The 26,535-nt window shown below is 40.1% G+C and carries 18 protein-coding genes and 2 pseudogenes; 6 read left to right on the top strand and 14 right to left on the bottom strand.

Features of this window, described 5'->3' with window-relative positions; translation table 11 throughout:
- Positions 1–219 precede the first annotated feature (219 nt).
- Complete coding sequence (locus tag Q0Q74_RS03830; protein WP_294428696.1) at positions 220–1,806, bottom strand: SGNH/GDSL hydrolase family protein; 1,587 nt, start codon at positions 1,804–1,806, stop codon at positions 220–222.
- A 184-nt stretch (positions 1,807–1,990) separates the two neighbouring features.
- On the opposite strand from Q0Q74_RS03830, the gene Q0Q74_RS03825 reads away from it, so the two are divergent.
- Positions 1,991–4,018, top strand: coding sequence for a hypothetical protein (locus tag Q0Q74_RS03825; RefSeq protein ID WP_294428694.1), 2,028 nt, complete (start codon positions 1,991–1,993; stop codon positions 4,016–4,018).
- 149 nt (positions 4,019–4,167) lie between these two features.
- Here the strand turns inward: Q0Q74_RS03825 and add are convergent, their stop codons facing one another.
- The 5 genes from add to Q0Q74_RS03800 all read right to left on the bottom strand — a co-directional run bounded on the left by add (position 4,168) and on the right by Q0Q74_RS03800 (position 8,209).
- Positions 4,168–5,142 (bottom strand): adenosine deaminase, encoded by a 975-nt coding sequence (add, locus tag Q0Q74_RS03820; RefSeq protein WP_294428692.1) that lies wholly within the window; start codon positions 5,140–5,142, stop codon positions 4,168–4,170.
- A gap of 9 nt (positions 5,143–5,151) precedes the next feature.
- The gene (locus tag Q0Q74_RS03815; protein ID WP_294428690.1) at positions 5,152–6,174 is read right to left on the bottom strand and encodes a hypothetical protein; all 1,023 of its coding nucleotides are present in this window, start codon (positions 6,172–6,174) and stop codon (positions 5,152–5,154) included.
- A gap of 37 nt (positions 6,175–6,211) precedes the next feature.
- A complete protein-coding gene (locus Q0Q74_RS03810; RefSeq protein WP_294428689.1) occupies positions 6,212–7,342 on the bottom strand; it encodes a DHH family phosphoesterase in 1,131 nt (376 codons plus the stop codon).
- A 156-nt stretch (positions 7,343–7,498) separates the two neighbouring features.
- Positions 7,499–7,978 (bottom strand): sigma-70 family RNA polymerase sigma factor, encoded by a 480-nt coding sequence (locus tag Q0Q74_RS03805; protein WP_294428687.1) that lies wholly within the window; start codon positions 7,976–7,978, stop codon positions 7,499–7,501.
- Positions 7,979–7,990: 12 nt separating this feature from the next.
- Entirely contained in the window at positions 7,991–8,209 is a 219-nt protein-coding gene (locus tag Q0Q74_RS03800) for a hypothetical protein (RefSeq protein WP_294428686.1), read from the bottom strand.
- Here Q0Q74_RS03800 and Q0Q74_RS14195 point away from each other — a divergent pair.
- The 3 genes and pseudogenes from Q0Q74_RS14195 to Q0Q74_RS14190 all read left to right on the top strand — a co-directional run.
- Positions 8,208–8,471 (top strand): annotated as a pseudogene (locus Q0Q74_RS14195) (TolC family protein); the annotation flags it as partial. The gene Q0Q74_RS03800 and the pseudogene Q0Q74_RS14195 overlap by 2 nt on opposite strands.
- 51 nt (positions 8,472–8,522) lie before the next feature.
- On the top strand, positions 8,523–9,233 hold the full coding sequence (locus tag Q0Q74_RS03795) for a hypothetical protein (RefSeq protein ID WP_294428684.1): 711 nt from the start codon (positions 8,523–8,525) through the stop codon (positions 9,231–9,233).
- Positions 9,230–9,415, top strand: a pseudogene (locus Q0Q74_RS14190) (hypothetical protein); the annotation flags it as partial. The gene Q0Q74_RS03795 and the pseudogene Q0Q74_RS14190, both read left to right, overlap by 4 nt.
- Positions 9,416–9,689: 274 nt before the next feature.
- Here Q0Q74_RS14190 and Q0Q74_RS03790 read toward each other — a convergent pair.
- The 6 genes from Q0Q74_RS03790 to Q0Q74_RS03765 are packed head-to-tail and all read right to left on the bottom strand — an operon-like array spanning position 9,690 to position 19,065.
- Complete coding sequence (locus Q0Q74_RS03790) at positions 9,690–11,492, bottom strand: serine hydrolase (protein ID WP_294428682.1); 1,803 nt, start codon at positions 11,490–11,492, stop codon at positions 9,690–9,692.
- 20 nt (positions 11,493–11,512) lie between these two features.
- Entirely contained in the window at positions 11,513–12,658 is a 1,146-nt protein-coding gene (locus Q0Q74_RS03785; RefSeq protein ID WP_294428680.1) for an ABC transporter substrate-binding protein, read from the bottom strand.
- Between the two features lie 23 nt (positions 12,659–12,681).
- Entirely contained in the window at positions 12,682–15,252 is a 2,571-nt protein-coding gene (locus tag Q0Q74_RS03780) for an NHLP bacteriocin export ABC transporter permease/ATPase subunit (protein WP_294428678.1), read from the bottom strand.
- Between the two features lie 22 nt (positions 15,253–15,274).
- Positions 15,275–17,434 carry an NHLP family bacteriocin export ABC transporter peptidase/permease/ATPase subunit gene (locus Q0Q74_RS03775; protein WP_294428676.1) on the bottom strand — a complete coding sequence of 720 codons (2,160 nt, stop codon included), beginning with the start codon at positions 17,432–17,434 and terminating at the stop codon, positions 15,275–15,277.
- A complete protein-coding gene (locus Q0Q74_RS03770; protein ID WP_294428674.1) occupies positions 17,434–18,552 on the bottom strand; it encodes an NHLP bacteriocin system secretion protein in 1,119 nt (372 codons plus the stop codon). Before Q0Q74_RS03770 ends, Q0Q74_RS03775 begins: the two co-directional genes overlap by 1 nt.
- 36 nt (positions 18,553–18,588) lie before the next feature.
- Positions 18,589–19,065: a hypothetical protein gene (locus Q0Q74_RS03765; protein ID WP_294428673.1), complete on the bottom strand. Its 477-nt coding sequence runs from the start codon at positions 19,063–19,065 to the stop codon at positions 18,589–18,591.
- Between the two features lie 86 nt (positions 19,066–19,151).
- On the opposite strand from Q0Q74_RS03765, the gene Q0Q74_RS03760 reads away from it, so the two are divergent.
- Both Q0Q74_RS03760 and putP read left to right on the top strand, forming a co-directional pair.
- Positions 19,152–20,801, top strand: coding sequence for a dicarboxylate/amino acid:cation symporter (locus Q0Q74_RS03760; protein ID WP_294428671.1), 1,650 nt, complete (start codon positions 19,152–19,154; stop codon positions 20,799–20,801).
- Between the two features lie 83 nt (positions 20,802–20,884).
- Positions 20,885–22,453: a sodium/proline symporter PutP gene (gene putP, locus Q0Q74_RS03755; protein WP_294428667.1), complete on the top strand. Its 1,569-nt coding sequence runs from the start codon at positions 20,885–20,887 to the stop codon at positions 22,451–22,453.
- Between the two features lie 62 nt (positions 22,454–22,515).
- Here the strand turns inward: putP and Q0Q74_RS03750 are convergent, their stop codons facing one another.
- The gene (locus Q0Q74_RS03750) at positions 22,516–24,693 is read right to left on the bottom strand and encodes a SpoIIE family protein phosphatase (protein ID WP_294428665.1); all 2,178 of its coding nucleotides are present in this window, start codon (positions 24,691–24,693) and stop codon (positions 22,516–22,518) included.
- Between the two features lie 14 nt (positions 24,694–24,707).
- The gene (ettA, locus tag Q0Q74_RS03745; RefSeq protein ID WP_294428663.1) at positions 24,708–26,471 is read right to left on the bottom strand and encodes an energy-dependent translational throttle protein EttA; all 1,764 of its coding nucleotides are present in this window, start codon (positions 26,469–26,471) and stop codon (positions 24,708–24,710) included.
- Positions 26,472–26,535 lie beyond the last annotated feature (64 nt).

Here is a 26,535-nt window from a genome sequence, read left to right as displayed (position 1 = left end):
TAATCAACAATCTTTCCTTTTCCTTCGTCGCCCCACTGAGCACCGATAACAACGACCTTCATACAAGCCCCCAAAAACGCGTTTCTACGCAAAATTACATTTTATACTAGCATAATTCTAAGTTTGTTTCAATAAATGCAAAAAAAATCCCCCACGACCGATGATGCGTGAGGGAAAGCATAACAGATATGTTTCAAAAGGCTAAAAATTAGAACGACCTTATTTTACTTCCAAAGAAATGTCTGTGAATTCAACATAAGCATTGCGAGATGTGTACACACCGACATACATGTTTTCTTTGTCATATTCACCGAGGTTTACCGTATATGTAACCGGAGCCTCGTTTCCATACTGAACAGTTAATTCATTTCCTTTTTTGCTTAGAGAAAGCGCAATAACCGAGTCTTTAGCAGGAACACTTTCAACCGAATGAGGATTTTCGTTCAAAACAGTATCGATTCGCGCAAAACCTGCAGCCCAAGAATCTGCATTTGCGATTTTGAGGGCACCGGCTGCGGCATAGTTTGAATTAAAACCTCCGAGACTTGTATCAATAAGAACATTATCGCGTGCCATCAGTCCGAATGAAACCTGGTTGTTCGACTTGATATTAAGGATTTTTGCTTTTGCCGTGAGAGTAAAATCGCTAACAATCGATAGTTTTTGGAAGTAAAAAAGAATTCCATCTTCAGATGCAGCAATTTTTCCACAATCCTTGCTTCCGTCTTTCATTCCAGAATGCATCTGTACGCCATTTGCAATTTCAATGATTTCATTCAAGTTTTTATCACCTGGTTTTGAAGCTCCACCTACATTACCGAAGGCTGAACCCCACCAAGGTTCCGTTGTTGCAAAAATACTACTCTTAGCGGCCGGAGCACCAAATCCCGGTTCAACATAAGATGGATTTTTGAGAGCTTCACGGTCATAAACCGGCTCTTTTGCTTTCTGAACAAGTTTTTTGAAATTCTTGTCTTTTTTAGCGAGGTCTTCAACAAGCATCTTTGCAACGACTGAAGCACCATAGGCATTCAAGTGAGTTGTATCAAGAGAAGATTCTTTTGAACCTGTCATCGCGTGATATTTTTTTGCCTCTTCACCGACTTTCTCATAAAGTGCTTTTGTGTTCTCTGTCTGATCAACAACAACAATTTTAAGTTCTGCACCTAAATCACGAATTGCCTGTGGATAATCACCACCAGGAAATTCTGAACTACCATTCGTTATATGAATTGTTGCACCAGAATATTCGGCCTTTTTATTGAGACGAACAATTGGAGTTACAAGAACAGGAGTTGCACCAGCATTCTGAGCAAGTTTCACATAATTTTCGTAAAGCGAATTCTTGAATGAGCCAGCCTCTTCCTTTGTGCCATTTGGATTCGTGTAGCGCTCTTCTTCAAGTTTTTCGTCATTATGTCCGAACGCAATAATAAGATAATCGCCTTTCCGGATATTTGACTTCAAAAGCTCATAATTTTTACCAGAACCTGCATCTGTAATAAAGTTCTTTGATGAGCGACCGCTGACAGCAAGATTGACGACAGCGGCTTTTTTGGGATTGAGATAATCCTGGACTTTTGTTCCAAAACCAAATCGCGGAATAAAGTAAGGATCATCAAATGGTGAAGCAGTTGAGTCACCAACAATGAAGATTCGGGAAAGCTTTTTTCCTTCCGGAACTTGAATATCTTTTGCAACGACAGCCTCAACTTTTTCAAGTTTGGCAGTAGCAGCATCCTGTGCGAATGAAGAAAGTGAAAGCCCCGCAAACAAAGCGAGACTTGCCGCAAGAAGTTTTTTCATCGAATTCTCCTGATAAAAGTTTTTCTTTATTCTAAATCCATTTACGTAAAAATAACCGTTATGATTTTGTCGAATTCGGTTGTATTCAAATTCTAATATCTTTTGTCAATTTCAGCTTCGGATTTTTACATTTAATATGGAAGAGAATTGAAAATTTGAACGATTTAATCAAATGGAGGAAAACATGAAAAAAGACAGGTGTAAAATCCAAAAGCTTTTGAGGAAATTTGCAGGAATCAGCGCGATGCTTGCATTGATTTTTGGAACGGCGGCTTGTGCTTCAGATGACGATACCGAACTTGAATCAGTCACGCTGAAAATTGAAGAAGGAACTGACTCAACAACTGCAAAAGACGGATTTATAAGAACAACAGGTGCAATAAAGACCAGTTCAGATTATGTTGGTTACAGTGAGGCTTATATTGACGGACTTGGTGAAAACTCGAAGGTTGTATATTCTGTAAACGCAACAAACGATACCATCGTGAAGCTTGCCGTAAAATATGCACTTTGGAGTGATGATATTCGTGGAATCATTGTAACGGTGAACGGAATTTGTGCAAATGACGGAAATGCCATCTACACACCGACAACATTAATCGGCAACAAAAAGGAAAAAGGTGATGAGCGATGGATTATGTCTGGCTGGCTTGAAAATGTCAGTCTGAAAGCCGGCAATAATTCTATAATTCTAACACCAGCAGAAAAAAATTCTAAACAGACGTTCAATGGAACAGATTTTTCTCCAAAACAAACTGCAATGCCAAACATCGATTATTTGCAAATTGTTGGCATCGGAATTTCAGCTGGAAGCGACTCAGAAACAGCTTCTTATTATACACTCAAATACTCATCAGAGAACACAGAATTTGGAACCGTCTCTGCCCAAATATCAAGCGGTTTAATTGTTCCAAGCGGTACATCTGTAACACTAACAGCAAGCCCAAAATCAGGATATGTATTCAATTCTTGGATCGGAACAAGTCCTTCAAACAATCCAGAACACACAGTAACCATAACACAAGACACAACCTTGACGGCACATTTTATTCCTTCTAACTATAAAAATGAAGGTCTCTACGGATACGCTACAATCTGTGATGATGACGGCACTTCTTACACAATCACTGGTGGTGCGGGTGGAAACGAAATCACGATTTCGTCTTTTGAAGAATTGAACGCAAATTCTTCAAAACTTTCTGGAAACGACCCATACATCATCACGATATCAGGCTTGATTTCAACAAAAGACCTTCCATGCCCAAATGTAAGCCGCGGATTCAACATCGGTTCAAACAAAACCCTGCTTTCTGCCGATGCAGCAAATCCTGGACAATTCCAGAACATCGGTTTCAAAGTACAAGGAAAAAACATAATCATCAAGAATCTCAAATTCGGTGAAGTAATTGCAGATTCATACTACGCAAACCAGACAGATGCAAAAACTAAAGGAATCAAACGCGGAGCAGCTGATGCAATGGAACTGAACGGGGCAGAACATGTCTGGATTGATCACTGCGAATTCCAGTCACATCTGACACCGAAGGCATTTAACGAGAACGGAGATTTGGTTGAACTCACATTCGATAAAACCAAGACTGCAATCACGGTTGAACACGATAATGAATCACCTGAAATCGCATGGAGAAAAGACTATTACGATGGTCTTCTGGACATCAAAAACGAATCCCGGTTCATCACAATCTCAAACTGCTATTTCCATGACCATTACAAGGCCTGCCTCTGCGGCTCAAACGACACAGATGATAAAGAAAAAGTTATGCGCGTGACTTTCTACTACAACTATTGGAAAAATATCAACGCCCGCGCACCTTTGTTCAGATTCGGAAAAGCACATGTCTTCTCTAGTTATTTCTTCTCTGATTCAAAAGAAAACTGCCCTTGGATGTACATGAGCGATGATAAAAACGGAGACACTTACTCAATCAGCAACAATGTTCAATCAACAGCAATCAACTGTCGTGCAAGTTCTGAGCTTTATGTTGACAACAATTATTTTGAAAATATAAAAACTGCTGTCGGCCACTACAACGGAAGCAGCGATGTTCCTGGAACTTGGACAACAAAAGACAATATAGGTTTCGCTGACGAAAAAGGCAATGATTTCGTTCCGCCATACGACTGGTCTGCGGCTGTAAAATCAGCAGATGCAGCAAAATCTTATGTTGTCGAAAATGCCGGAATAAAATAAGACTGATAGAACAAAGGGGATATCTAAAAACAAGCTTATGTGGTGGTTGAGCCTGTCGAAACCACCACATATAGAATGAATGGTCATTTCGACAAGCTCAATGACCACAGCCACTGAACTTATTAGGCATCCCCTTTAAGCTTGTGTTTTTACAGCAATTCCTTTTTTAACCAGTCTTTCACAGTATCTGAAGTAAAAGCCGCATTTATCGAATTTTTAAGCAATTCTTTTTCTTCGGATTCAGTTAAGCCGAATTCTTTTTCCATGTAAAGATATTCATCTGTAATAGTCGTGCCTTCAATGCCAGGATCATCGGTATTCAGCGTTACATTAATTCCCTGCGAAAGATAGTCTTTGAGCGGATATTTTGCCATGTCAGCAATTGCATGTGTCTGCTTATTGCTTGTAGGACACATTTCAAGCGTTATGCCCTCTTTTTTTATCAAATCAATCACATCAGGATTTTCAAATATCCTCAATCCATGTCCTATTCGCTTGGCACCAAATTCCACGGCAAGCCGGACACTTTCAGCACCACTGGCTTCTCCCGCATGAATCGTAAACGGAATGTTAAGCTCTTTTGCCTTTTTGAACAGGTCCGCGTAATCAGCTGTCGGATATAGAGCTTCCGCGCCTGCAAGGTCAATTGCAACTACACCACCGTCTTCAACCAGATATTTTTTTACAAGTTCCAAAGTCTCTTCGTTTTCAGTTCGATTATCATTTCCTCGTAAAAGACAGACGATAAGATTCACTTTTAAAGAAGTTCTTTTTAAGCCTTCAAGGGCTGCTTTGATTGCATCCTCCTGAGTCATGCCTTTTCTAGTGTGTGACTGCGGCGCAAAACGAATTTCTGCATAAACAACGCCTTGTGCTTTTATTCTTTCTGCAACAAGATAAACACATGTGCTTAAACCCTGCGGTGTCTGCAACAAAGAAAGCGGCAAATCAAAACAAGCAAGAAAATCATTCAGATTACTGCAATTCTCCGATACAGTGAGTAATTTTGAAAGTTCCTCATCAGATTTTGCCGGAAGAGAAATATTCTGCAACTGTGCAAGTTCCTTTGCAATGTCTACAGTTATTGCTCCATCAAGATGCAAATGCAAATCAATATATTTCATAGATTTCTCCTATAATATGTGTTTCCATTGAAGACCAATGCAATTGAAGAAAAATTCACGACCGTTTTTTGTCAAAAGTGGCTCGGTATCCCAATCAATCCATTTTTCAGAAAAACTTCGACGGCTAGAGATATTTGCTAAAATGAAAAGAGTGTCCTTGCCGCTTTCATTCAATTCAATTTGTGCAACAGGCGAAAGACTAATCTGCATGAAGTCACCGTCATAACTATCTGCAATGCCACTTACATCAAAATCAGAAGACTTATAATGCCCCGAAAGCGTTACATCTAAACCAATAAGAGAAAGTGCAATTGGCATCTGATAGCCAAGGAAATAATCCTGTTCATAAATCCAGCCGTTTGCCATAGGATAAGAGTTTGCCTGCCACTGCCAGACTTCGCTCGTGCCAGTCATTTTTTGATAACCGGCAGTGTAGCTTGCAGTCATAACGATATGATGCCAGTCACCTTCCCAAACCGCTCCGACATCGAACATGAACTTTGCACAACCGTAAGCATCAAGATACCACTGTTGAAACGGCGAAATTGTTTCATAACAGTGCTTTTTAATGTCGTATTCCCCTGCCCCTTGTGCTCCGACTGGCGAAAAATACCAGCCGGTTCCACCAATAAATCCTGCCTTCAATTCAAGAACTGCAAGCGGTGAAAAAGCCAATTCAATCGATGGCTTAAATGTTACAGGTGTAACCTGAAGATTTGCCCCAAGCGTTAAATGATTATTTTCCATGAGCAGGTTGTCAGCCTGCAAAAAAGGAAGCGTATATAATGCCGCTCCTGTAAAAGCAAGCTTTGCGGAATCAAAAGCCCCGCATATTCCAACAAAATTCGTGCCGCTCTTTGTAGTATGTGTTGATTCAGGATACCAGGCCGTAGCCACAGCAATACTCAATTCGAGCGGATTGTTTTCTTCTGTAGATTTTTCGGTCGATTCTTCTGTAGATTCTTCTGCAAATGCAAGCTGAAATGCCCCAAACGCAGCCAGGAAAAATGCCACGACGCTGAGTTTCTTCATGTTCAAATTCTCCTTATTTCGCATGATTTATAATCTTTTAGTCTACCGATTTGGGAGACAAAGCTTCTGTAAATACCGGAACCAAAACAACCTTTCTGGAAACACTAGGATTCAAAATGTAAGCAGGCTCATCAAATTTCAGATTTTCGCCAAAAGACTGTTCAAGAACTTTGGCCGCATCTTCATCAGAAGGAACAAGATAGTTGCTAGAACCAGTGTCATTTAAAATAAAAATCTGCACTAATGCCATGTCCATGTCTCTTGATGCTTTTAGCGTCTGAATAATAGCTTTCATTCGAAGCGCAAGATTTTTAGCAGACTCTTCATCATAAGCCCGAGCACAGGCAATTGAGAATTTTTTGTTACCGGCAATGTACTCTTTGTAATCACTAAAGTATATTTCTTCATCCGTCATGCCAGTATATGAAATTGCAGCTTTGTACATTCCATTATAAAAACTGTCTATATCTGAAATTCCTGCTATGACAGCCAATGCTTTGACCGCCTCCCTGTCCGCGTAAGTTGTAGCGTTTAATTTCAAGTTACCTGTATCTGAAAGAATTGAACCCATCATTGCGATAGCAATTTGTTTATCAATATCAATTCCGTAATTGCGATAGTGAATCCATATAATTGTCGCGGTTGAACCAAGTGGCCTTGAATCATAAATCAACTGATTGCCTGTAAAAACAGAACCAACGCCATGATGATCGATAATACTGACGATTTTTGCCTTGTCTAGTCCAGGTGCAGAATGTGTATACTCGCTATGATCAACGAGAATCATATTTTTACCGGAAGCATCATCAAGTTTTTGCGGAACATCAATTTGTGCCGCCTCAAGTATGTACTGACTCTCCAAATTTATTTTTCCAAGAACAACAGGACGAGCATCATATCCAAGTTTCTGCAATAAATCCGCATAAGCAATTGAAGCCCCGACTGTATCTGAATCAGGATTTTTATGACCAGTTATATAGATAGTTCCTTCAATTTTGTCATACAAAGCCAATTCACTGCGGTTGATAAGGATTTCATGTTCTTTTTCGGCCTTATACTGTTTTTCTGCTACCGCATTACCAACAATACAACCAGCAATCCCTGCTGCAATTATTCCAGCCAAACATATAGGTAACAACTTGATTGATTTTTGAGCTTTTATTTCCATATCAATTCTCCTCATATATTTCTAAGCGCTTTTATCAAATTGTTTACGCTATTATAACATAAGGATTTCTTAAACAAAAAGAAAATTTTAGGATTTTTCAAATAGCAGAGAGGTAGTAAATTAAAGATTGTGTAAGTGATGTTTAAAAAGAAGAAACTATTCCAAGAAACCTTTGAGTTCAGACAAAGCCTTTTTCATCACAAGTTTGGAATTACTGTAGCTCATTTTGAGAATTTCGGCACTTTCTTTTAAAGATTTTCCGTCATAATAAACAAGAACAATCAAAGCCCGCTCACGCTCTTCCAGACGCATCAACGCCTGACCAAGTTCAGTTAAGGTTTCCTGAGAAAGAATATTATCAACTGTTTTATCGTCATAAGAAATTTCTTCATCAAGTTCGGAAAACTGCTTTTTTGTACGATAAAAATCAATCAGGGTATTATGGGTTACCCTATAGAGAAATGTTGACGGAGAAGCCCTTGTTGAATCAAAAGATTCAATAGAGTTGTAGAACTTAACGAAGACAGTCGCCATCAAATCTTCGGCATCATCTTCATTCAAGCCTTTTCCCCGAAAATAATAAAAAACTTTTTTGTTATAATCTCTGTAAATGCTATCCTTTTCTTTTTGTGTCACTTGTCACTTACCTTAGATTTTAGGCAGATCATGTCGGGAGTTTTTGAGATTCCCGCTGTCCGTACCAGCCGCATTGATCATATCGAGTTCTTCATCATCAAGCTCCATCACTGATGGAATATCTTTTAATGAGTCGATATAGCTTCTTGCACTCTGAATAGCAAAATTCATTGCTGAATTTTCCTCGAATTTCTGATAGTCAAATAATTGTTTTAATCTTGTATCGTTCATATTTCACCTCACAATTATTTATACGAAGATAACCAGCAAAAGGCTATTCTTTTGTTCGGCCCAAAATTCAGAAGATTCCAAATCCATTCATTTTTCTCTTGAAGATGCAATAAAAATTGCACTTGAAAACAACTACGACCTTCAGAATCAAAAATTCGCACTTGAAACAGCAAAAGCTCAGTACAGACAGGCAAAAGGCTCTCTGGACATTGAGGCAGGCGCACAGGCTCAATATTCGCTCAAGCAGAATCCCGTTGATAAAGAAGACCCAAATTATCAGGTAAATCCATTCGGCATTTACGCAGACAACAATTTGACTAAGCAGACCGGCGGAAGCTTTTATCTCAAAAAGCTGTTCGGTTTCGGGCTTGAAACAAAGCTTTCCTACACAGTGCTGGCAGAAAAAAATTCCCCTGATTATGAATACAGCTCTGGGTATTTTGCAAACGGCGGTTCAACAATCGAAGAGCGAAATGAAAGCATGGATTCACTGATTCGCACAGGAGTCCGCTCAAAAAATGACATTCTTGCAATGCAGGTAAATGTTAATGAAAACCGAAGGCAGCTCCAGGATGCAAAAATCCAGTACAGCAAGGCAAAAATGGAACTTGTAACAAGTCTCGGTCTTGCGGATTCTTCGCTCATCGGTGAACCTGAAAATTCATTTTCGCAAATCGATTTGACTTCAATAACGCCCCCAAACGACAGCGATTTGAATGATGATTTTTTTGCAAAAATTGAAGAAAAACGGCCAGATTTAAAATCACTCAAAAAACAGGTAGAAGCGGCCTCAAAAAAGGTCCGAATGTATCAAGTCGATTCGCTTCCGGACGCTTCGCTCAATTTCGCTATCGGAACAACAGGCGCCGCATATTCAGATGATTTGGGGAAGACTCTTTCTTCGGGCTTCAAGAATATTCGCGGCACGAATATCAGCGGCTCTCTTGGTGTAAGCGCAAATCTCGGAAACAACATAAAAAAGGCCTTCAGGAACAGGCTCAGGCAGAATATCGAACAAGCCTGAACAGCTACAATAAGGCAAAAAACATACTTAAACTGCAAATCCTCAATGCGGCCGAAAAACTTGAAATTTACAAAAACCTCGTTTCAGATGCCGATGATGTACTTCATCTTCAGAAAAATCTTTATGAAAATGAACAGAAACGGTTTAATGCCGGAGTTATCACAGTGGACAATCTTTTGAATCAGGACCAGAAATACATTACCGCTGAACTTTCGTATTATCAGGTGCTAATCAACTACATAGGTGATTTTTTCAGCATCAAAATTTTCCTGAATTCTTACAATATCTTCTTTTGCGACTCCATTCTGAGCCAAAAGAGTTCTCATTTCTTCGTTAGTCATTTATACAAGTTTCTCGTATGATTAATTTTCATTTATTTATACGAAGAACTTTTGAAAAAGGCTAAAAATATTTACGAAAAATCATAAATTTGTAGAAAATGCCTGGCACTTCCGTTTAGAACTGATTCAGCACGCTCTCCAGTGCCTGATAAGCTTTCCATCGCACATCGTTTTTGTCTGCACCAGCTTCTTTTTCTGCCTTACGGCGGGCATCTTCTGCCATGCCGCTTACAAGACTTTTCCATTGAGATTTACTCACATCTCTGTTCAGTCCCAAAAGAATAATCTGCGGCACAAAACCTAGATTCGCTGACTGATAGAAATTTCCCTCAAACTGATTGTTTAGTGCTTCAGGAGCTGGCATCGAAGTATTGATTTTATTTGTAAGATAAACGATGACAAGATTTTCTTCAGGTTCGACAAAAACAACTGTTCCTGTAAAGCCGTTGTGACCAAAAGCACGACTTGAGCAAAGCGACCCGAAATTGCGTACATTTTGCATTTCACCACCACGCCACCAGCCAAAACCATAATCAGCATCTTTGATGCTTTGCGGTGATGTAAACAAGTCAATTACATTACGGCTAAAAAATCTGTGCTCTTTGTATCCGCCGGTGAGCATGATAGAAGCAAGACGGGCAAGGTCTGTAGCAGAAGCAAAAAGTCCTGCATGCCCGGAAATTCCCCCCATCGCATAGAACGCATTTCCGTCATGAACTTCCCCCTGAATCATATCGGTGCGGCAACCTGTAAAAGAAAGTTCGCCCATATAAGAATTGCCTGTTAAATCAGTTGGTGCACAATCAGATTTTGAAAACCCGTTCTCAAGCGGATTAAAGGTGATTCGCTCCAAATTAAGCGGCTCCCAAAAATTCTTCTTCAAAAAGACATCCAGCCGTTCTCCGCTCACCCTTTCAACGACAAAACACAGAATCATAAAATCAATATCGCTGTAGACAAGTTTTGTACCAGGTTCATAAATAAGCGGCGTTCGGAAAATCTGCTGCAGGGTATATTCACGGGTTTCTTCAGAACCATCATTTCCTGAAAAAAGCGCATTTTTGTTTTCAGCGACATTGAATTCATTTTTTTCAAGGTCATAATTATCATTAAAGTACGGATAACCAGCAGAAAAACCTGCACTATGGCAAAGTACATCGCGGACAGTAAGATTTTTCTTCCAGTCTTTGATTTTTTCAAGCGGAATTGGTTCTTTGCCCGCAAAATCAACAGAAATCGTCTGCTCAGAAAAATCTTCGCCAAAAATATCAACAAGTTTTGTATCTACAGAAAGCAGGCCTTGTGTCACAAGAAATTGAACCGCATAAGCCGCAGTGAACATTTTTGAGACCGATGCCAAATCATAAAGCGTTTCATTTGTGGCATTTCCCCACACATTCTGATAAACAAGCCGACTATCTTTGATTACAGCAAGTTGAGCCGATGTAAAGCCGTTTTTGATGTCAGCGCAAATGATTTTATCAATAAGAGAAAATGAATCGCGCGAAAGACCTGATTTTTTGAGACTTCCTTCAAGAACTTCTGGATACGGAATACGAACCCGAACAGCATTTTTTAAGTCCGCAGGTTTTATGTCAGAAACCTGAAGAAAATTCCTGCCGTCCGTAGTGAATTTTGAAATATCTACAGTGTATGTACCGCCTGACTTGAATTTTTTTGTGCTCACGCGGTTATCATTTATATATAAAGAGAATGATTTGCATTCATTTGAAACTTCCAGTTCAATCTTTCCCTGACCATGAAAAAACTGAAAAGCAAGCGAGTTGTTCGCACTGAAGTTAGTATTAGTAATCCAATCCGGAAAAGAAACTTCTGTCTGCCAGGCTTGAGAGGCTTGTGAAAACAACGCAAAACTAATCAAAGTCAAAAAAAGAAATGATGTGAACAATTTTTTCATAATAAAGCATTTTCCTATAATTAGAATTCTTCAAATTTACCGTTATTAAAGACTTTTACCGTAAGCTCACGCCCCCTGATTGCACCGTTCGGCCAGAAAGAGTAAGGGCCTGCCGCTTCGAACCAAAGCCTGCTATGAAGGATTTCCGCAACCCTTGAAGGAACAGGCGTATCTGCAAGGGCAATTGCCTTAGCCAGAACAAGAAGTGCATCATAAACCTGCAATGCTTCCTGGTCGGGTTCATATCCGTATTTTTGCGTAAAAGAAACATAGAAGTCGCGGAATTTTATGTTTTTTGTGGAAACATTGAAATTTGAGAAAGCAAAAATCCTTCCGTTTTCTGAACTATCAAGATTCTCAGTAAGAAGAGGGTCATCAAAAGGATCAGCACCAACAATCGGGCAGTCCACGCCATTTTCACGCATAATCGTGATTATATCCTGTATAATCGGCATTCTTCCGGCAATAAAAACCGCATCAAAGACAAAGTTATTCTTCCAGCGTTTTACGCTCGTATCGATTGCCTTGGCTGTTGTAGATAAATCAAAACTCTCACGATTCACGACATCGATTCCATAATTGTTGCAGTTCAATTCAAATGCGTTGGAAAGACTCGTTCCTGATGTGTTTTCAAGATAATAAATCAACACGCTCTTGTATTTGTTCTTGCCACAAAGGTTGGCGATTGCCTCACCATAATCATTGTCATTAGGCATATTGCTGAAAATAAACGGATTATTCTTTTCTGTAAGTCCATGAACCGTAGAGATATAATTGAATGTCAAAATTCCGTAATATTGATAAATCAACGAACATGGCATTGAAATGTCAGAATATCCGTGTCCGATGACCGCACAAATGTCATTGTGTGAAGCGATTTCATAGGCCGTTTTTGTTCCTGAAATTTGTGAACCACCGTCATCATATTTAATAATTTCTAGTTTCGCATGACAAAGCTGCTCTCTATTGATTTTTTCCTGCGCAAGCACTGCCGCTTCCCACATTTTGCTCTTATTCTGAACAAAACTGTTCGCCAGCGCAATCTTAACGGTTCCCTGCTTATATAGCCGACTGACCGTTGAATTGCGAGCCTTTATCGGATCATCAATTGCACAAGAAGTAAACAAAATCACGCTCAAAGCAAAAAATAATTTCAAATATTTCATCTTACTGTCTCCATTCTCATTTTCTATATACTCTGCCTTCTTGCCAGCTGTGCAAAATATCCGTTTTGCTTCATAAGTTCCTCGTAATTTCCAGTCTCGACCACCTCGCCGTTTTCCATCACATAGATTCTGTCGGCATTGATGATTGTTGAAAGTCTGTGTGCAATGATGATTCTCGTAACCTTGAGATTGTCCAGACTCTCGCGTACTTTTTGCTGCGTCTGATTGTCCAAAGCACTTGTCGCCTCGTCAAAAATCAACACGCTCGGATTTCGGATAATTGCCCTCGCGATAATCAACCGTTGGAGCTGACCGTCAGAAAGAGTGTGACCGCCAGCAGGAACCATTGTAAACATTCCCATCGGCATTTCAGAAATATCCTTGTCGAATGAAACCTTTCTGGCCGCTTCCCACGCATCGCTTTCTTTTAACCCCGAACTTCCGATGATATTCTGCAAAATCGTTCCCTGCAAAACAGTATCGTTTTGTAAAACAACCCCCATCTGCCGACGGAGCGAACCAATATCAACCGCGCTCATATCCTGATTGTCGTAAAAAATCGAACCAGACTCAGGTTTTTCAAAGCCAAGCAGAATTCGCATAAGGGTAGACTTTCCTGCCCCGCTCGTTCCGACCACAGCAACAAATTCACCGTGCTTTATGCTCATGTTGACATCTTTCAAGACAAGCGGAGAATCAGCGGAATACCTGAAATTCAAATGACTAATTTCAATATCACCGTTAAGGTGGTCAATCGACGGTTTTGAAGTCTCAAATTCCGGCTCAGCATCAAGAATCGGCTGAATTCGTTTTGAAAGCGGAACAACATTGCGGATTTCAAGGAGCGAACCTGCCATTCCAAGAAATGCGCTTTGAAACGAACCGTATGCGCTCAGAAAGGCCATGAAAGTACCCGTCGTAAGCCCGGCAATCGCCTGAATCCTAACACCGCGCCCGTACAAATAATAAAAGATAACGCTTATGATACTCGGATAAACGGTGTTAATCAGCGAAGTCACAATTCCGATAAGCCCCAGACTGTAACTGATTTTAACCTGACGAATATATTCATTTGACCACTGGGCAAAAATTCGCTTTTCAGAGTGCGAATTCGAGATTTTTTCAATGCCGCCCAAAAACTGAAGCAGCATACCCTGAATTTTTCCCTGAGAGGCAATGAGCATTTTTTCCCATTTGTAGGTTAAAAAACAGACAAGGCAGGAAATCAAAATCGGCACGATGCAGAAGACAATTCCCCACTTGGCAAAATACGCACAAAAACGAAATTCCTGAATCAAATAGACAAAACTGAAAACAAAATTCATGAAACATGAAAGTACGATTCCAAAAATCTGCTTTCGGATTGTGGTGAGGGTCATTGTGCGGGCAGCCAAATCACCAGAACTGAAATCCTTAAAAAAGTTCACCGGGAGTTTTAAGAGCCTGTCCATGACGGCCGCTTCCAAATCAGAATCTGCCTTGGTTTCCATTCGCATGTTCGCAAAATACTTTGCCAGGGAGCCAACCATTGCAGAAATATTGCAGAAGAAAACAAGCACGCAAATTTGAACCGCCTGAGATTTTGCCGCTTCAGGAATCACATGATCGATGAAATTTCGTGTAATCAGCGGCGTGATAAGGCCAATCAACGTACAAAGAAGTGCAATCGCCACATAACGGAAAATGTCCGCTTTAATGTCTTTGAAAACGAATTTGCACACGGACTTGAGCGTGATTTTTTCTTCATTCAACGCCTTGTACATCATGAATGCCATCGGGTGGATTTGATTCACATTCTTTTTGGTAACACGAATTTGCGAACCGTCCATAGGATTTACCATGATGTAACCAGTGCGTTCGACATTCTTAATCAGTGCGACAGGAATAAGCGAAGAATCTTCATAAGTCGCATTTTTTTCCAAATCAATCTCGCCATTCGGATTATAGAAAGCAATTAAATGACCGTTGTCTTCCTTGAACCATTTGCCCCGAAGCACGACCTCTCGCACTCGAACGGTATTATCTTTTGCAAATTTTTGAATTCCAGTCTTTGTAGGCTCATATTCTCGTCCAGGATGTGCATGAACTTTCATTCCGCCCATTTTTTCGACAACGATTTTAAACACTCTTACAACAGCAGAATCCTCGGGCTCAAACAACAAATTCTGCCGCTTTGAACGATTCACAACCGACGAAATATTTTCAAGCGCATTAGAATAAGCTTCATCAGAAAGCTGCTGCTGTCTTACAGAACGCTCACGATATTTTTCTTCATCAAGTTCCATTTTTTCGATGACGAGTTCGCGTGCTTCAGCAAGAACCGCATCAAAATCTGGGTCAGGAAAAGGAACAACCTCAACCTCTGTGCCAATCGTACCTGTAAGAATAACCTTGAATTTATCGTTGCTCGGAATATTCGGGAAAACTCCGCCTACAGCATAGTCGGTAATCTCATGGCGTGCTCCTAATCGACCGTCCTCAAGAACCGGCGTCACAAAGAGATATGCGTGGCCTTTAAGTACTTTAATAGTAGTACAGCTTCCGTCCAGAGTGAGAAAATTCGTATTGTCAATCTTGTATATTTTACATTCCATAGTCGGACCTTAACGCTCGCATTTACATTGAACCAACGAGTGCCTTGTACATTCCGCCGGCTTCCATAAGCTGCTCGTGTGTTCCGCGTTGAACGATTGAACCGTGGTCAAGAACGATAATTTCGTCGCAATCACGGATAGTCGAAAGGCGGTGCGCAATTATTATGCTCGTGCAACCCCTTCGTCTTATGTTCATGTCCACGGTCTGCTCGGTAATCGCGTCCAAAGCACTAGTCGCTTCGTCCATGATGATAATTCGCGGTTCCGTGGCAAGTGCGCGTGCAATTTCAAGCCGCTGCCTCTGCCCGCCAGAAAAATTCCTTCCGCCTTCACCGACCTTAGAATAGTAACCGCTCGGACGCGAAGTTATTACATCGTGAATGCAGGCATCTTTTGCGGCCTGGATGTATACCTCTTCTGGAATTGTCGTATCCCACATCGTGATATTATCTTTGACCGTGCCTTCAAAAAGTGAAATTGATTGATTAACAACCGAAACTGATGCCGCGAAGACCTTCTTTTCTATTTCACGCAAAGGTTTCCCGTCAAAAATGATTTCGCCTGACCAAGGAGTGTAAAGTGCACTCACAAGTTTTCCTATCGTGGACTTTCCACTTCCCGTCGGACCGACCAAAGCGATTCTTTTTCCGGGCGTAAATTCAATGTTGAGCCCATTAAACAATGGAGCAGCAAGCAGAGAATAACCAAACACGATGTCTTTAAGCGTAATATAGCCTTCGAGTTTTTTGATTGGCAGGAAGCCTTTCTCATTATTATCATCTTTAAATGTTTTTGGAATCGGATAATCCATTACATCGTCGATTCGCTGCATATCCGCGTTCACAGAAAGAAGAGATGAACCAAGGCCGAGAAAAGAATTGATTGGTGCAGAAAAGTTAGCAAGCAAAGTCTGAAAAGCCATCAGCATACCAATTGAAAGATGACCATCCATCACGCGTAGTGCGCCAATCGTCAAAACCAGAATGCTCTGCATCGAAGAAATAAGCTGTGGAACAATCGAGTTGCTGGTATTTGTCTTTACAAGCCGCTGATTTTCAAGAAGAACTTTTGCCTGCTGCCCCGACCACTGCATAAAAAAATCATTTTCCGAGCCAGATGCCTTGAGTGATTCAATCATCTCAATTCCAGACATCGTGATTCCGCTGAGTTTTCCTTCTTCCATTTCAATTTTGAAGGATTTATTCTTTATCTTCTCGGATGTGATTTTAAAAACAACTACGACCACCACAGTGAGAACGACCGAAATCAGCGCAAGCGGAATGTCATACAGGAACATAAGCACAAGGAAGAATACCGTGCTCACAAGATTTATGATGACTCCAATCAACTGACCAGAAACAAGGTTTGAAACAGAATCACAAGAAGCAATTCGGTTACAAAGTTCACCTGGAAGCCGCTGGACAAAAAACTGAACCGGCATCCTGAAAATGTGCTCAATAAATCGCGAGGCAGAAGACAAGCTCAATCGTGCCTGAAACCTCATCAAAACCATATTTTGAATCGTCTGCAAAGTTGTGTTGATTACACAAGTAAGAACCATTACAAAAAGAAGCGGCTGTAGCAGGTTCAAAGAATTTTTTACAAGAATTTCATCAATAAAGAAGCGCGAAAAGGTCGGATAAACAAATCCTGGAATAAAATACAGGAAACTCAAAAATCCTAAGAAAATGAAAATTGAACCAAGCCCGGAAAGTCTTTTTTTGAGTCTGTGCCAAACTCTTGGTTTCACACCGCCTTTCTCAAAATTCTCTCCCTTTTCAAAAACAAGCACAACACCAGTAAAAGATTCATCGAATTCAACCGCATCAACAATACGACGGCCTGAAGCCGGGTCATTGAGCACGACGGATTTTCCCTTAAATCCTTCAAATACGACAAAGTGATTGAAATTCCAGAAAATAATCGCGGGGGCTTTAACTTCATGAAGAGCCTCAACTTCCATTTTGAAGCCTTTTGCTTCAAGACCGTATTTTCTTGCCGCCTTCAGGATGTTTGTAGCTTTTGTGCCATCTCTGGAAACACCACAATCCACGCGAAGCACTTCAAGAGAAACAAATTTCTGATAATAACCAAGAACCATCGCAAGACAAGCCGCACCACATTCAAGAGCTTCCATCTGCAACACGGTGGGTGTCTTAACAAGTTTATGGAATTTTAACATCACATGCCCCTGTTCTGAGCGATGCGAAACGAAGAATCATCACCCACTCCCAGCAGTTTGTTCTTTATTGTTGGAATAATCAGGGAAATAGGACGACGGACAGCAGTTGTGACCTTTGCAGTACAAATGTAACCAGAACCAATTTTTTGTTCAGGACCTTTCGATGAAGACCATTTATAGCCCGAATACGAAGTTGGATCCGGGACAATACTAACTTTAACTTCAATTGGATTTGAAATCTGATGAAAAGAAGTCGCAAGGCTCATGTTCTGCAAACTGGAAACAAGATAATTGTCGCTCACAGGGAATTCAGAAACATCGGTTACAAGCCCTTGAATGAATCCATATTCTTCCTGTTTTACCGTAGTCGGAACAAGCCCAATCTTCATGCCCGGTGAAATTTTTTTTCCGTCCGACGCAGAAAAATAAACCAACGCACCGACAGCGCTTTCGCCCTCTCCCGATTCAATTACGCAAATTGTGCTGCCCGGCTGAACATAATCTCCACGCCGTACAGGAACTTCCATAACACGCCCACTCGCACCGGCAATTACTTGAGTAGCTGTCTGATAATTTTCATTCAGCAAAAGAATCTGCTGCTTTGTTTCAGTAATCTGCTGTTCTATATTAATTTCTGTCTGCCGTGAATTCAGATATTCCTGTTCAGTAATAAGCCCCTGATTATAGAGATTTTTCATCATCTCCTGTTTTGCACCGCCATTTTTGTCAGTTGACTTAATGACTTCGCGCATAGCAAGGAATCCATCGAGTTTTTTTTGATTTACCTTGATTTGATCGAGAATATCCTGTCTTTCAATTCGTGCTATAATCTGCCCGTTACGAATAAAATCTCCGTGTTTTACGAAAATGTTCTTGACCGCACCTTGATTAGAATACTTGACGCTGATTACATTATCGATGTTCATGATTACGCCGTTTCCCATTACGATGTCCGGCACGGAACCGAATAAGCCCCACGCAATCGCAACACAAATCATTATTGCAACGGAAGCAAGTACAAGAATACTTGAAGGTTTAACTACCGTCATCGTCTGGTCAAGCTGATCAAGAGATGAAATTCTGTCTAATGCAGATTTTCTGAAAATTACCCGTTTCATTATTCTTCTATTTCAACCTTTTCAATATCTTCTGATTTATTTTCTGGCACGAATGGAAACAACATTACGCTTTCCTACACGACGATAAGAAAGTCGCATAGAATTTGCCTTAAAAATCATGTCTCGCAGATAATCTTCGCTGTCTTCAGCTTTATTTTTATCAACTTCAAAAGGATTATATTTTGCCCCGACCGAATATAAACGAAGGCTCACTTTTCCGAAAAAATTACGAACTTTGACTGTTACAACCTGATCAGTATGCTCGTGAAGCCGCACGACAATTTCTTCAAGAATAAGCAAAGATAAAGTCATATCCTTATCGGTCAAACGCATTTCTTTAAAAATCGATTTGATTTTTTCACTCTGCTCGTTTAAACCTTCGCGGGTTACAGTAAAAATCCATCCGCCCTGTTCTTTATGGTTATATGTTCGACAAATCAACACTATGACAGCAACTAAAAGCAGTGCCAGAAAAGTAAGCAATATTTGAAAATTATTAATTTCAAAATCCATAAGATTGATTATATCATGCCGCTTTGTATTTTCAATAAACCAGTGTTAAAATATTTATAAAATCACCTAAAGAGGAGCGGTTAAAAATGCGAAAAACAGGCGAATTTTCTTCAAATAACACAGGACTTTATGATGCACTGGCATTTATCAAAACCTTTCTTGCGGATAACAAAATCGGCAAAAATGAAAGCAACCGTGTAATTCTTGACACAGAAGAAGCTCTTGGAAGTCTGATTTCATTTGCTAAACCAGACAGCAAAATCCGACTTTCAGCAAAAATCTTTCTAGGTTCAATAACTCTGGAATTTTCTTCAGAGGGAGAGGAATATGATTTCCTGAAAGAAAATAAATCAGCTCATCTTTTAGACGACAGCGAAATTAAACAAGATACAATCCGGGAAATGCTGCTCAAAGCTTACGCCGATGACATTAAATACAGGCATAAAAATGGCATGAACTATGTTCGTGTTACAGCAGTGCGCTCACGACACAGATTTCTTTTTCAAACACTTTTTGCATTTTTCCTGGCAATTATTTCGGGAATGCTGCTTTCTTATTTAGGAATTACTTCACTCAATACGAATCTGAATAAATATCTTTTATCGCCGGTTAAAGGAATGTTCCTGAATTCTTTGAAAATTGTCATGTCTCCAGTCGTGTTTTTTTCAATTGTCACCTGCCTGATGCGTTTTTCTAATTTTACAGAACTTGGGCGAATAAGTGCAAAAGTCCTGATATCTTATCTGTGCACTACAGTTCTTGCCGTTTCAATTGGAATAGGTGTTTTTTTCTTAGTAAGTCCGGCTGGTAATGCACCTGCTTTGGCTTTTAACAGTAGCGTAAAACCTGTAGCAGAAGAACCTCTTCAAGATATGCTGCTCAATACAATCACTGGAATCGTGCCAAGCAATTTCATCAAACCTTTCTTAGACTCAAACATGTTGCAGCTGATTTTCCTTGCTGTAATTTGCGGTGGAGCCCTTGGAATGATTGGTAAATACTCACAGGTTCTTCAAAATCTTCTAGAAGCATGCAATGATCTTTTTCTTAAAATTACCACTATTTTTATGCGTTTTATGCCGATTGCAGTATTCTGTTCAATCACTTCCTTGATTCTATCTCTTGGAGTTGACAGACTGCTTTCTGTTTTAAGCCTAATTGGTTTATTCCTGATTGGTATTCTATGCATGATAATCGCATACTGCTCGATTCTGCTTTTTGTTGGCAAACTGAACCCATTTACCTTTATAAAAAAATATTTCCCTACCATGCTTCAGGTATTTTCTACGGCCTCAAGCAATGCTTCTATCCCCTTGAATATGGAAGCCTGTGAGAAGAAACTCGGAATAGATAGAAAAATATGCAGTTTTTCCATTCCGTTGGGAGCCACAATCAACATGGACGGTAGTTCCATTCTGCTTGCTGTTTTTTCTTTATCACTGGCAAAAATGTTCGGCATTCAAGTTTCAAGTGCAGCAATTGTTTCTCTCGCAATATCCATCGTTCTGCTTTCAATTGGAGCGCCTGGTGTTCCCGGTTCCATGATAATCTGCCTTTCAGCCCTGCTCTCGCTGTTAAAAGTTCCTGCTGAGGCAATTAGCATTGTAATGGGAATCGGACCTTTGGTTGGCATGTTTGTATGCATGTGCAACTGTCTAGGTGATGTTGTAGTAACCACTATCGTTGCGAAAAGCGAACATCTTGTAGACATTAAATACTGGAAAGAAACCGAGTAGCAATCTCATGTATTTTCTTCTTATTATAGAAACTTCTGCTGATATATGTTAATCTTTGGATAAACTTAAAGTAGGAGTCAAAAATGGATTCAACAATGATTGCAAAACTTGTTGCTTTCGTGCTTTACCTTGGCTTTATGATTTACATTGGCTTACGGAACGCGAATAAAAACAACAGTTCATCAGACTTTTTCTTGGGTGGCCGAAAAGTCGGCCCCTGGGTTACAGCACTTTCTGCAGAAGCTTCAGATTCTTCTGCATGGCTTTTAATGGGCTTACCTGGCCTGTGCTATCTTGGCGGCGTTAAGGAAACCTTTTGGACCGCACTTGGCCTTATCGTAGGAACTTACCTCAACTGGCTTTTTGTAGCAAAACCATTACGCAAATGCTCTGTTTCTTTCGGCGATTCAATCACAATTCCGGAATTCTTTACGAACCGCTTCAAAGATAAGTCTCACATACTTTCAATTCTTTCAGTCGTTTTCATCGTATTCTTCTTTACGATTTACACCGCATCAGGATTCGTTGCTTGTGCAAAACTTTTCAACTCAGTTTTCGGCCTTCCTTATCACGCAGGTCTCGCAATCGGTCTTGTTGTAATTCTTTGTTACACAATCACTGGCGGTTACACAGCCGTCTGTACAACAGATTTCGTACAGGGTGCATTGATTTTCGTAGCATTCGTTTTCTCAGCAACAATTGCAGTCATCAGTTTGGGCGGCCCAACAGAAGCAATGACTCAGGTTCAGGCTTTTGATGCACGCGCTCTTGCAAACGAATTTGGCGAAAGCATCAGAAAGTCATTTGCAGGCAATCAGACTTACAAAGGAATGTCTATCATTTCAGCTCTTGCCTGGGGTTTGGGTTACTTCGGTATGCCTCACATTATCGTTCGATTTATGGGAATCCGCTCAAATGCAGAAATCAAAAAAGCACGAAGAATAGGTACTGTATGGATGGTCATTTCTTATATTGGAACATTCTTAATCGGAACTTTGGGAACAGCTTATCTTTTGAATCATGGAGTTCTTCTTGGAACTGGCTCAGAAAATGTTATAGTTGAAGGCGTTACTCAATTCGGCGATGCAGAAACTGTTTTCAGTGCTACAATGCTCAAAATGTATCCGGCATTCATTGGCGGAATTTTCCTCTGTGCAATTCTTGCAGCTTCAATGTCAACCGCAGACTCACAGCTTCTCGCTGCCTCAAGTGCCGTTGGTCAGGATATTTACAAAGGTATCATAAATAAAGATGCTGATGAAAAAACAGTTCTCAATATCAGCCGCTTTACTGTTTTCTTGATTGCTTTGATTGCTCTTTTCCTTTCACTCAATCCAAATTCTTCAATTTTCGGACTCGTATCATACGCATGGGCTGGTTTCGGCGCAACATTCGGACCACTTGTACTCCTCGCTCTTTATTGGCGTGGCATAACAGCAAAAGGTGCAATCGCAGGCCTCATCACAGGATTCATTTCTGTTGTATTATGGCACAATGTTCCGGCAAGCGTTCACCAAATTTTCGGTCTCTATGAAATTGTTCCTGGATTTATTATCTGCTTTATTTTCAGTGTAGTCGTTTCACTCATTGATAAAAATAAAGACGCAGAGATGCTTACTGAATTCGACAACTATAAAAAGATGGCCGACTAATTAAAAATCAATTTTAGGAAACTTATTGATAAACCGTCACTTCACACACAGTGACGGTTTTTTTATTCATCCAGAACCTCAAGTTCTTCAATCGTATCATCAAAATCATCATCATGTTCGTTATGCTCGATGTAATTACTAACATTCGTTCGTTTAGCAATTACGAGCGTGATATCATCTTCAAGAGGCTTATCGTTGATGAATTTATAAAGAGAATCCATTATTAACTGCAAAATTTCGTTAGATGATTTTTCGTGATTCTGCTTAACAATCTGTCGCAATTGAGAAAGACCAAACTGCTCAAATTTTGAGTTTGAAGCTTCAGTAATACCATCCGTATAGCAAACCAAGATATCGCCGGCAGACATGACAAAATTTGATTTTGCAAACGAAACCGTAATTCCGTTCATACCGATAGCACCATAATGCTTTTTACCGTCATTTCCCATCAGTTCAAAAATTTCGTTGTCTTCCACGCTGAATTTCAATGGATATGGATGACCAGCATTTCCAAGTTCGACCTTACACTTATCCGAATTCTCAATATCTGTAAATCGACAAATTACACCTGTCATATAATTGTCTATTTCGCCCTTTTCAGCAAGAATTTGATTGTTGATTTTCGTGAGGATTTTATCAAGAGGAACTTTATTTCGGAATCCTTGCTGGAATAAATGCCCGATAATATTTTTTGAAAGCATAGTGACAAGACTTGCTGAAAGACCATGACCAGAAACATCAAAAAGCGAGAATCCGTTTAATGTGTCATTGAAATTGTAGTAATCGTAAAGGTCACCAGAAACCTTTGCTTGCGGGTTATACCAGATGGCAATTTCCCACCCCTTGAAGTGCATATTCGGCTGCGGTAAAAAATTCCTCTGCACAAGAGAGGCCATTTCAAGATCCATATCTGAACGATGTTTTTCTTTTTCAAGCCGTTCATTTAAAATCGAAAGTTCGTAGTTAGCATCCTCAAGTTCATGCGTACGCTTAGAAACCTCTTCAAGAAGATGATTTGAAAGGCGTTCGTTCCGTTTATAAAGATGAGAAAAACGCATGGCAAGAATGATTATGAAAATAGCGATTACAAACAGCCATCCAAAAAGTGAATAATATGGATAAGTTTGTGTATCATCATGAATACGAATCAGCAAATCAAAAAGGATTGAAAATGTAAACGGCAAAAAACTCACTGAAAATTGAATAGCCGGCTTTCTTCGTTCTGAATTTTTGATTCCAAGGACAACATAAACCGCACCAATCAATCCCTGAATTCCCAACAAAGCAAGCATAAATGGAGCGATTTTTATTAAAGAAGTATAGCGCGGTGCCAGAATAGTTGAAATGATTTGAACCGAAAGTATAACAATACGGAAAACTTCAATGACTTTCGGAAATTTTGCATGCTGGAAATCTTGTGCAAATAGCGTTGCAAAATAAATAATCAGATAAGCCGGTATGCACATCATTAATTTATAGAAGAGCGTAAACGGAATTAAGCCGCTCGTATAAAGAGGAAGTTCCGTTGCAAAGAATGGAATAAGGAAGATTGATGTAAAAATATTTACAAGTGCAAAATCCCGGAATTCCTTAAAGACCCTCTGACTAAGATAAAAACTAATATACAAGACAAAAGTGAAGATTAAGAATCCAACCAGGAAAATATAAACTCTTGTATGATGAAAATTTATAATCTCAAAACTTGGGTATGCAAATCTTGAAAGAGTGATAAAAGAATGACTTGAAATGCCACTCTTTCCTTGTGCATATATTTTTATAAGAACGGTGTTTGTTCCTTCCTGATTAAGAATGTTTACTGGAAAACTGAAGAAGTGGGCTTTGAAAAGAGTGGACTGTTCGTTCGGAGGAAAAGCACCATACTGCGAAATGAAGACTTTGTTAAGATAAACTTGCTCTGCAAATTTTAAATGAGGCACAACCATTCCAAGCGGCTGGTTCCTGAATTCGGGGGGAATTTCAAATTCAGCCCGAACCCAGACAAAGTGCGTACCATCGCCCAAAACATGCTTTAGATTTTCAATTGATTTATCTTCAAGTTTCTTGAAGCGGACAGCATTCATCATTGCATCCTGCGGAGATGATTCTGCAGTACATTCCCAATAATAAAATCTGTCACCAAGCTCTATCTTTTTTCCGACTTCTGGCCCGCATGAACAAAAGAATATCGAAACAAGAGAGAGAAAAATCAGAATCCTGACATATTTTGCTTTGTGCCTCACTAAAGCAAAGCCTCCTACCTCGTAAGCTTCCTATAGACAGTCTTGTGCGGAACATCATCGTCAATGCCAAGGACATTCTTTCGCCACTCGACATAATCGCTCCAACTGCCCTCAACGAAGTGAACATCTGAATTGTTTTCAAATGCAAGGATATGTGTACAGATTCGGTCAAGGAAGTATCGGTCATGACTGATTACCATGACAACGCCCGCGAAAGAGTTGATAGCCTCCTCAAGACTTCGTGTTGTAGTGATGTCCAGATCGTTGGTCGGTTCATCAAGAAGAAGAACATTGCCAGCTTCCTTAAACATCATTCCCATATTAAGACGGTTTTTTTCACCGCCAGAAAGAACTGAAATTTTTTTATTTTGTTCTGCAGAGTTGAAGTTGAACCATGAACAGTAAGCATGTGCATTGATTTCACGGATAGCGCCATTTACCGGCCGACCTTTTTCATCCACGGCACCAAGCTTAACCAAGTCGCTACCGCCACTAAGCATTTCATAGATGGTTTTATTAGGATCAAGCTTGCTCCTCATCTGGTCAACATAAACGAGTTTAACTGTATCGCCTACCTTGATTGCACCAGCATCTGGGAGTTCCTTCCCAAAACTACCGTTGGGTAGTTCAATTTCCTGGCCAGCAGCACTGGCAATCATCTTGAACAGAGTTGTCTTACCAGCACCGTTCGGACCTACAATTCCGACAACACTTCCAGCAGGAATATGGAAATCAAGGTTCTCAAAAAGAAGTTTATCATCAAATGACTTTGTAAGTTTTTCTGCATCAATTACAACAGAACCGAGTCGCGGACCTGCAGGAATTGAAATCTGTGTGTCTTTAAGCTGAACACGCTTGCTTTCTTCTGCAAGCAAAGCTTCATATTTAGTGATATGTTCCTTATGCTTTGCCTGCCGACCTTTAGCACCAGCATGAATCCATTCCAACTCTTCCTGCATTTCACGGCGACGCGTAGAAGCCTGCTTCTCTTCAAGAGCAAGGCGTTTTTCTTTAGCTTCAAGCCATTGTGAATAATTGCCTTTGAACGGATAACCTTCACCACGATCCATTTCAAGAATCCATCCGGCAACATTGTCAAGGAAATAGCGGTCATGGGTAATTGCAATGATAGTACCAGGATAATCTTTCAAATGGCGTTCAAGCCATGCAACTGTTTCAGCATCAAGATGGTTGGTAGGTTCGTCAAGAAGAAGAATATCCGGCTTCTGCAAAAGCAGACGACACAAAGCAACACGACGGCGTTCACCACCAGAAAGAACATCAACTACCTGATCACCAGGAGGACAACGAAGAGCGTCCATTGCAAGTTCCAGATTTGCATCAAGATTCCAGGCATCTGCTGCATCAAGCTTTTCCTGAATTTCTGCCTGCCGAGCACAAAGTTTGTCAAAATCAGCATCTGGATCACCAAAAGCTTCATTTACCTTATCGAATTCCGCAAGTAAATCTGTAATCGGTTTTACACCTTCTTTTACTACTTCAAGAACAGTTTTACCAGGTTCAAGATAAGGCTCCTGTTCCAAATATCCCATTGAATAACCAGGAAGAAGTTTTGTTTCACCTGTATAGTCTTTGTCGATTCCAGCAAAAATCTTAAAAAGGGATGATTTACCTGCACCGTTTTCACCGATAACACCGATTTTCGCACCATAATAATAAGAAATAGAAATGTCTTTTAAAACAACCTTTGTTCCATACGCGCGAGAAACACGATCCATCGTGTAAATTATTTTTTTATCATCAAATGTCTTAGCCATAGTTTTATTATACCCCATTAAGGTGGATTTGTCTTTATCTTACAATTGTAACAGCGCGTTAGAG

This window comes from uncultured Treponema sp., from assembly GCF_946187725.1.
In the GTDB taxonomy this organism is placed as follows: Bacteria; Spirochaetota; Spirochaetia; order Treponematales; family Treponemataceae; genus Treponema_D.
The sequence above is the reverse complement of the archived record's forward strand: the minus strand, read 5'-3'. Positions and strand labels throughout refer to the sequence as shown.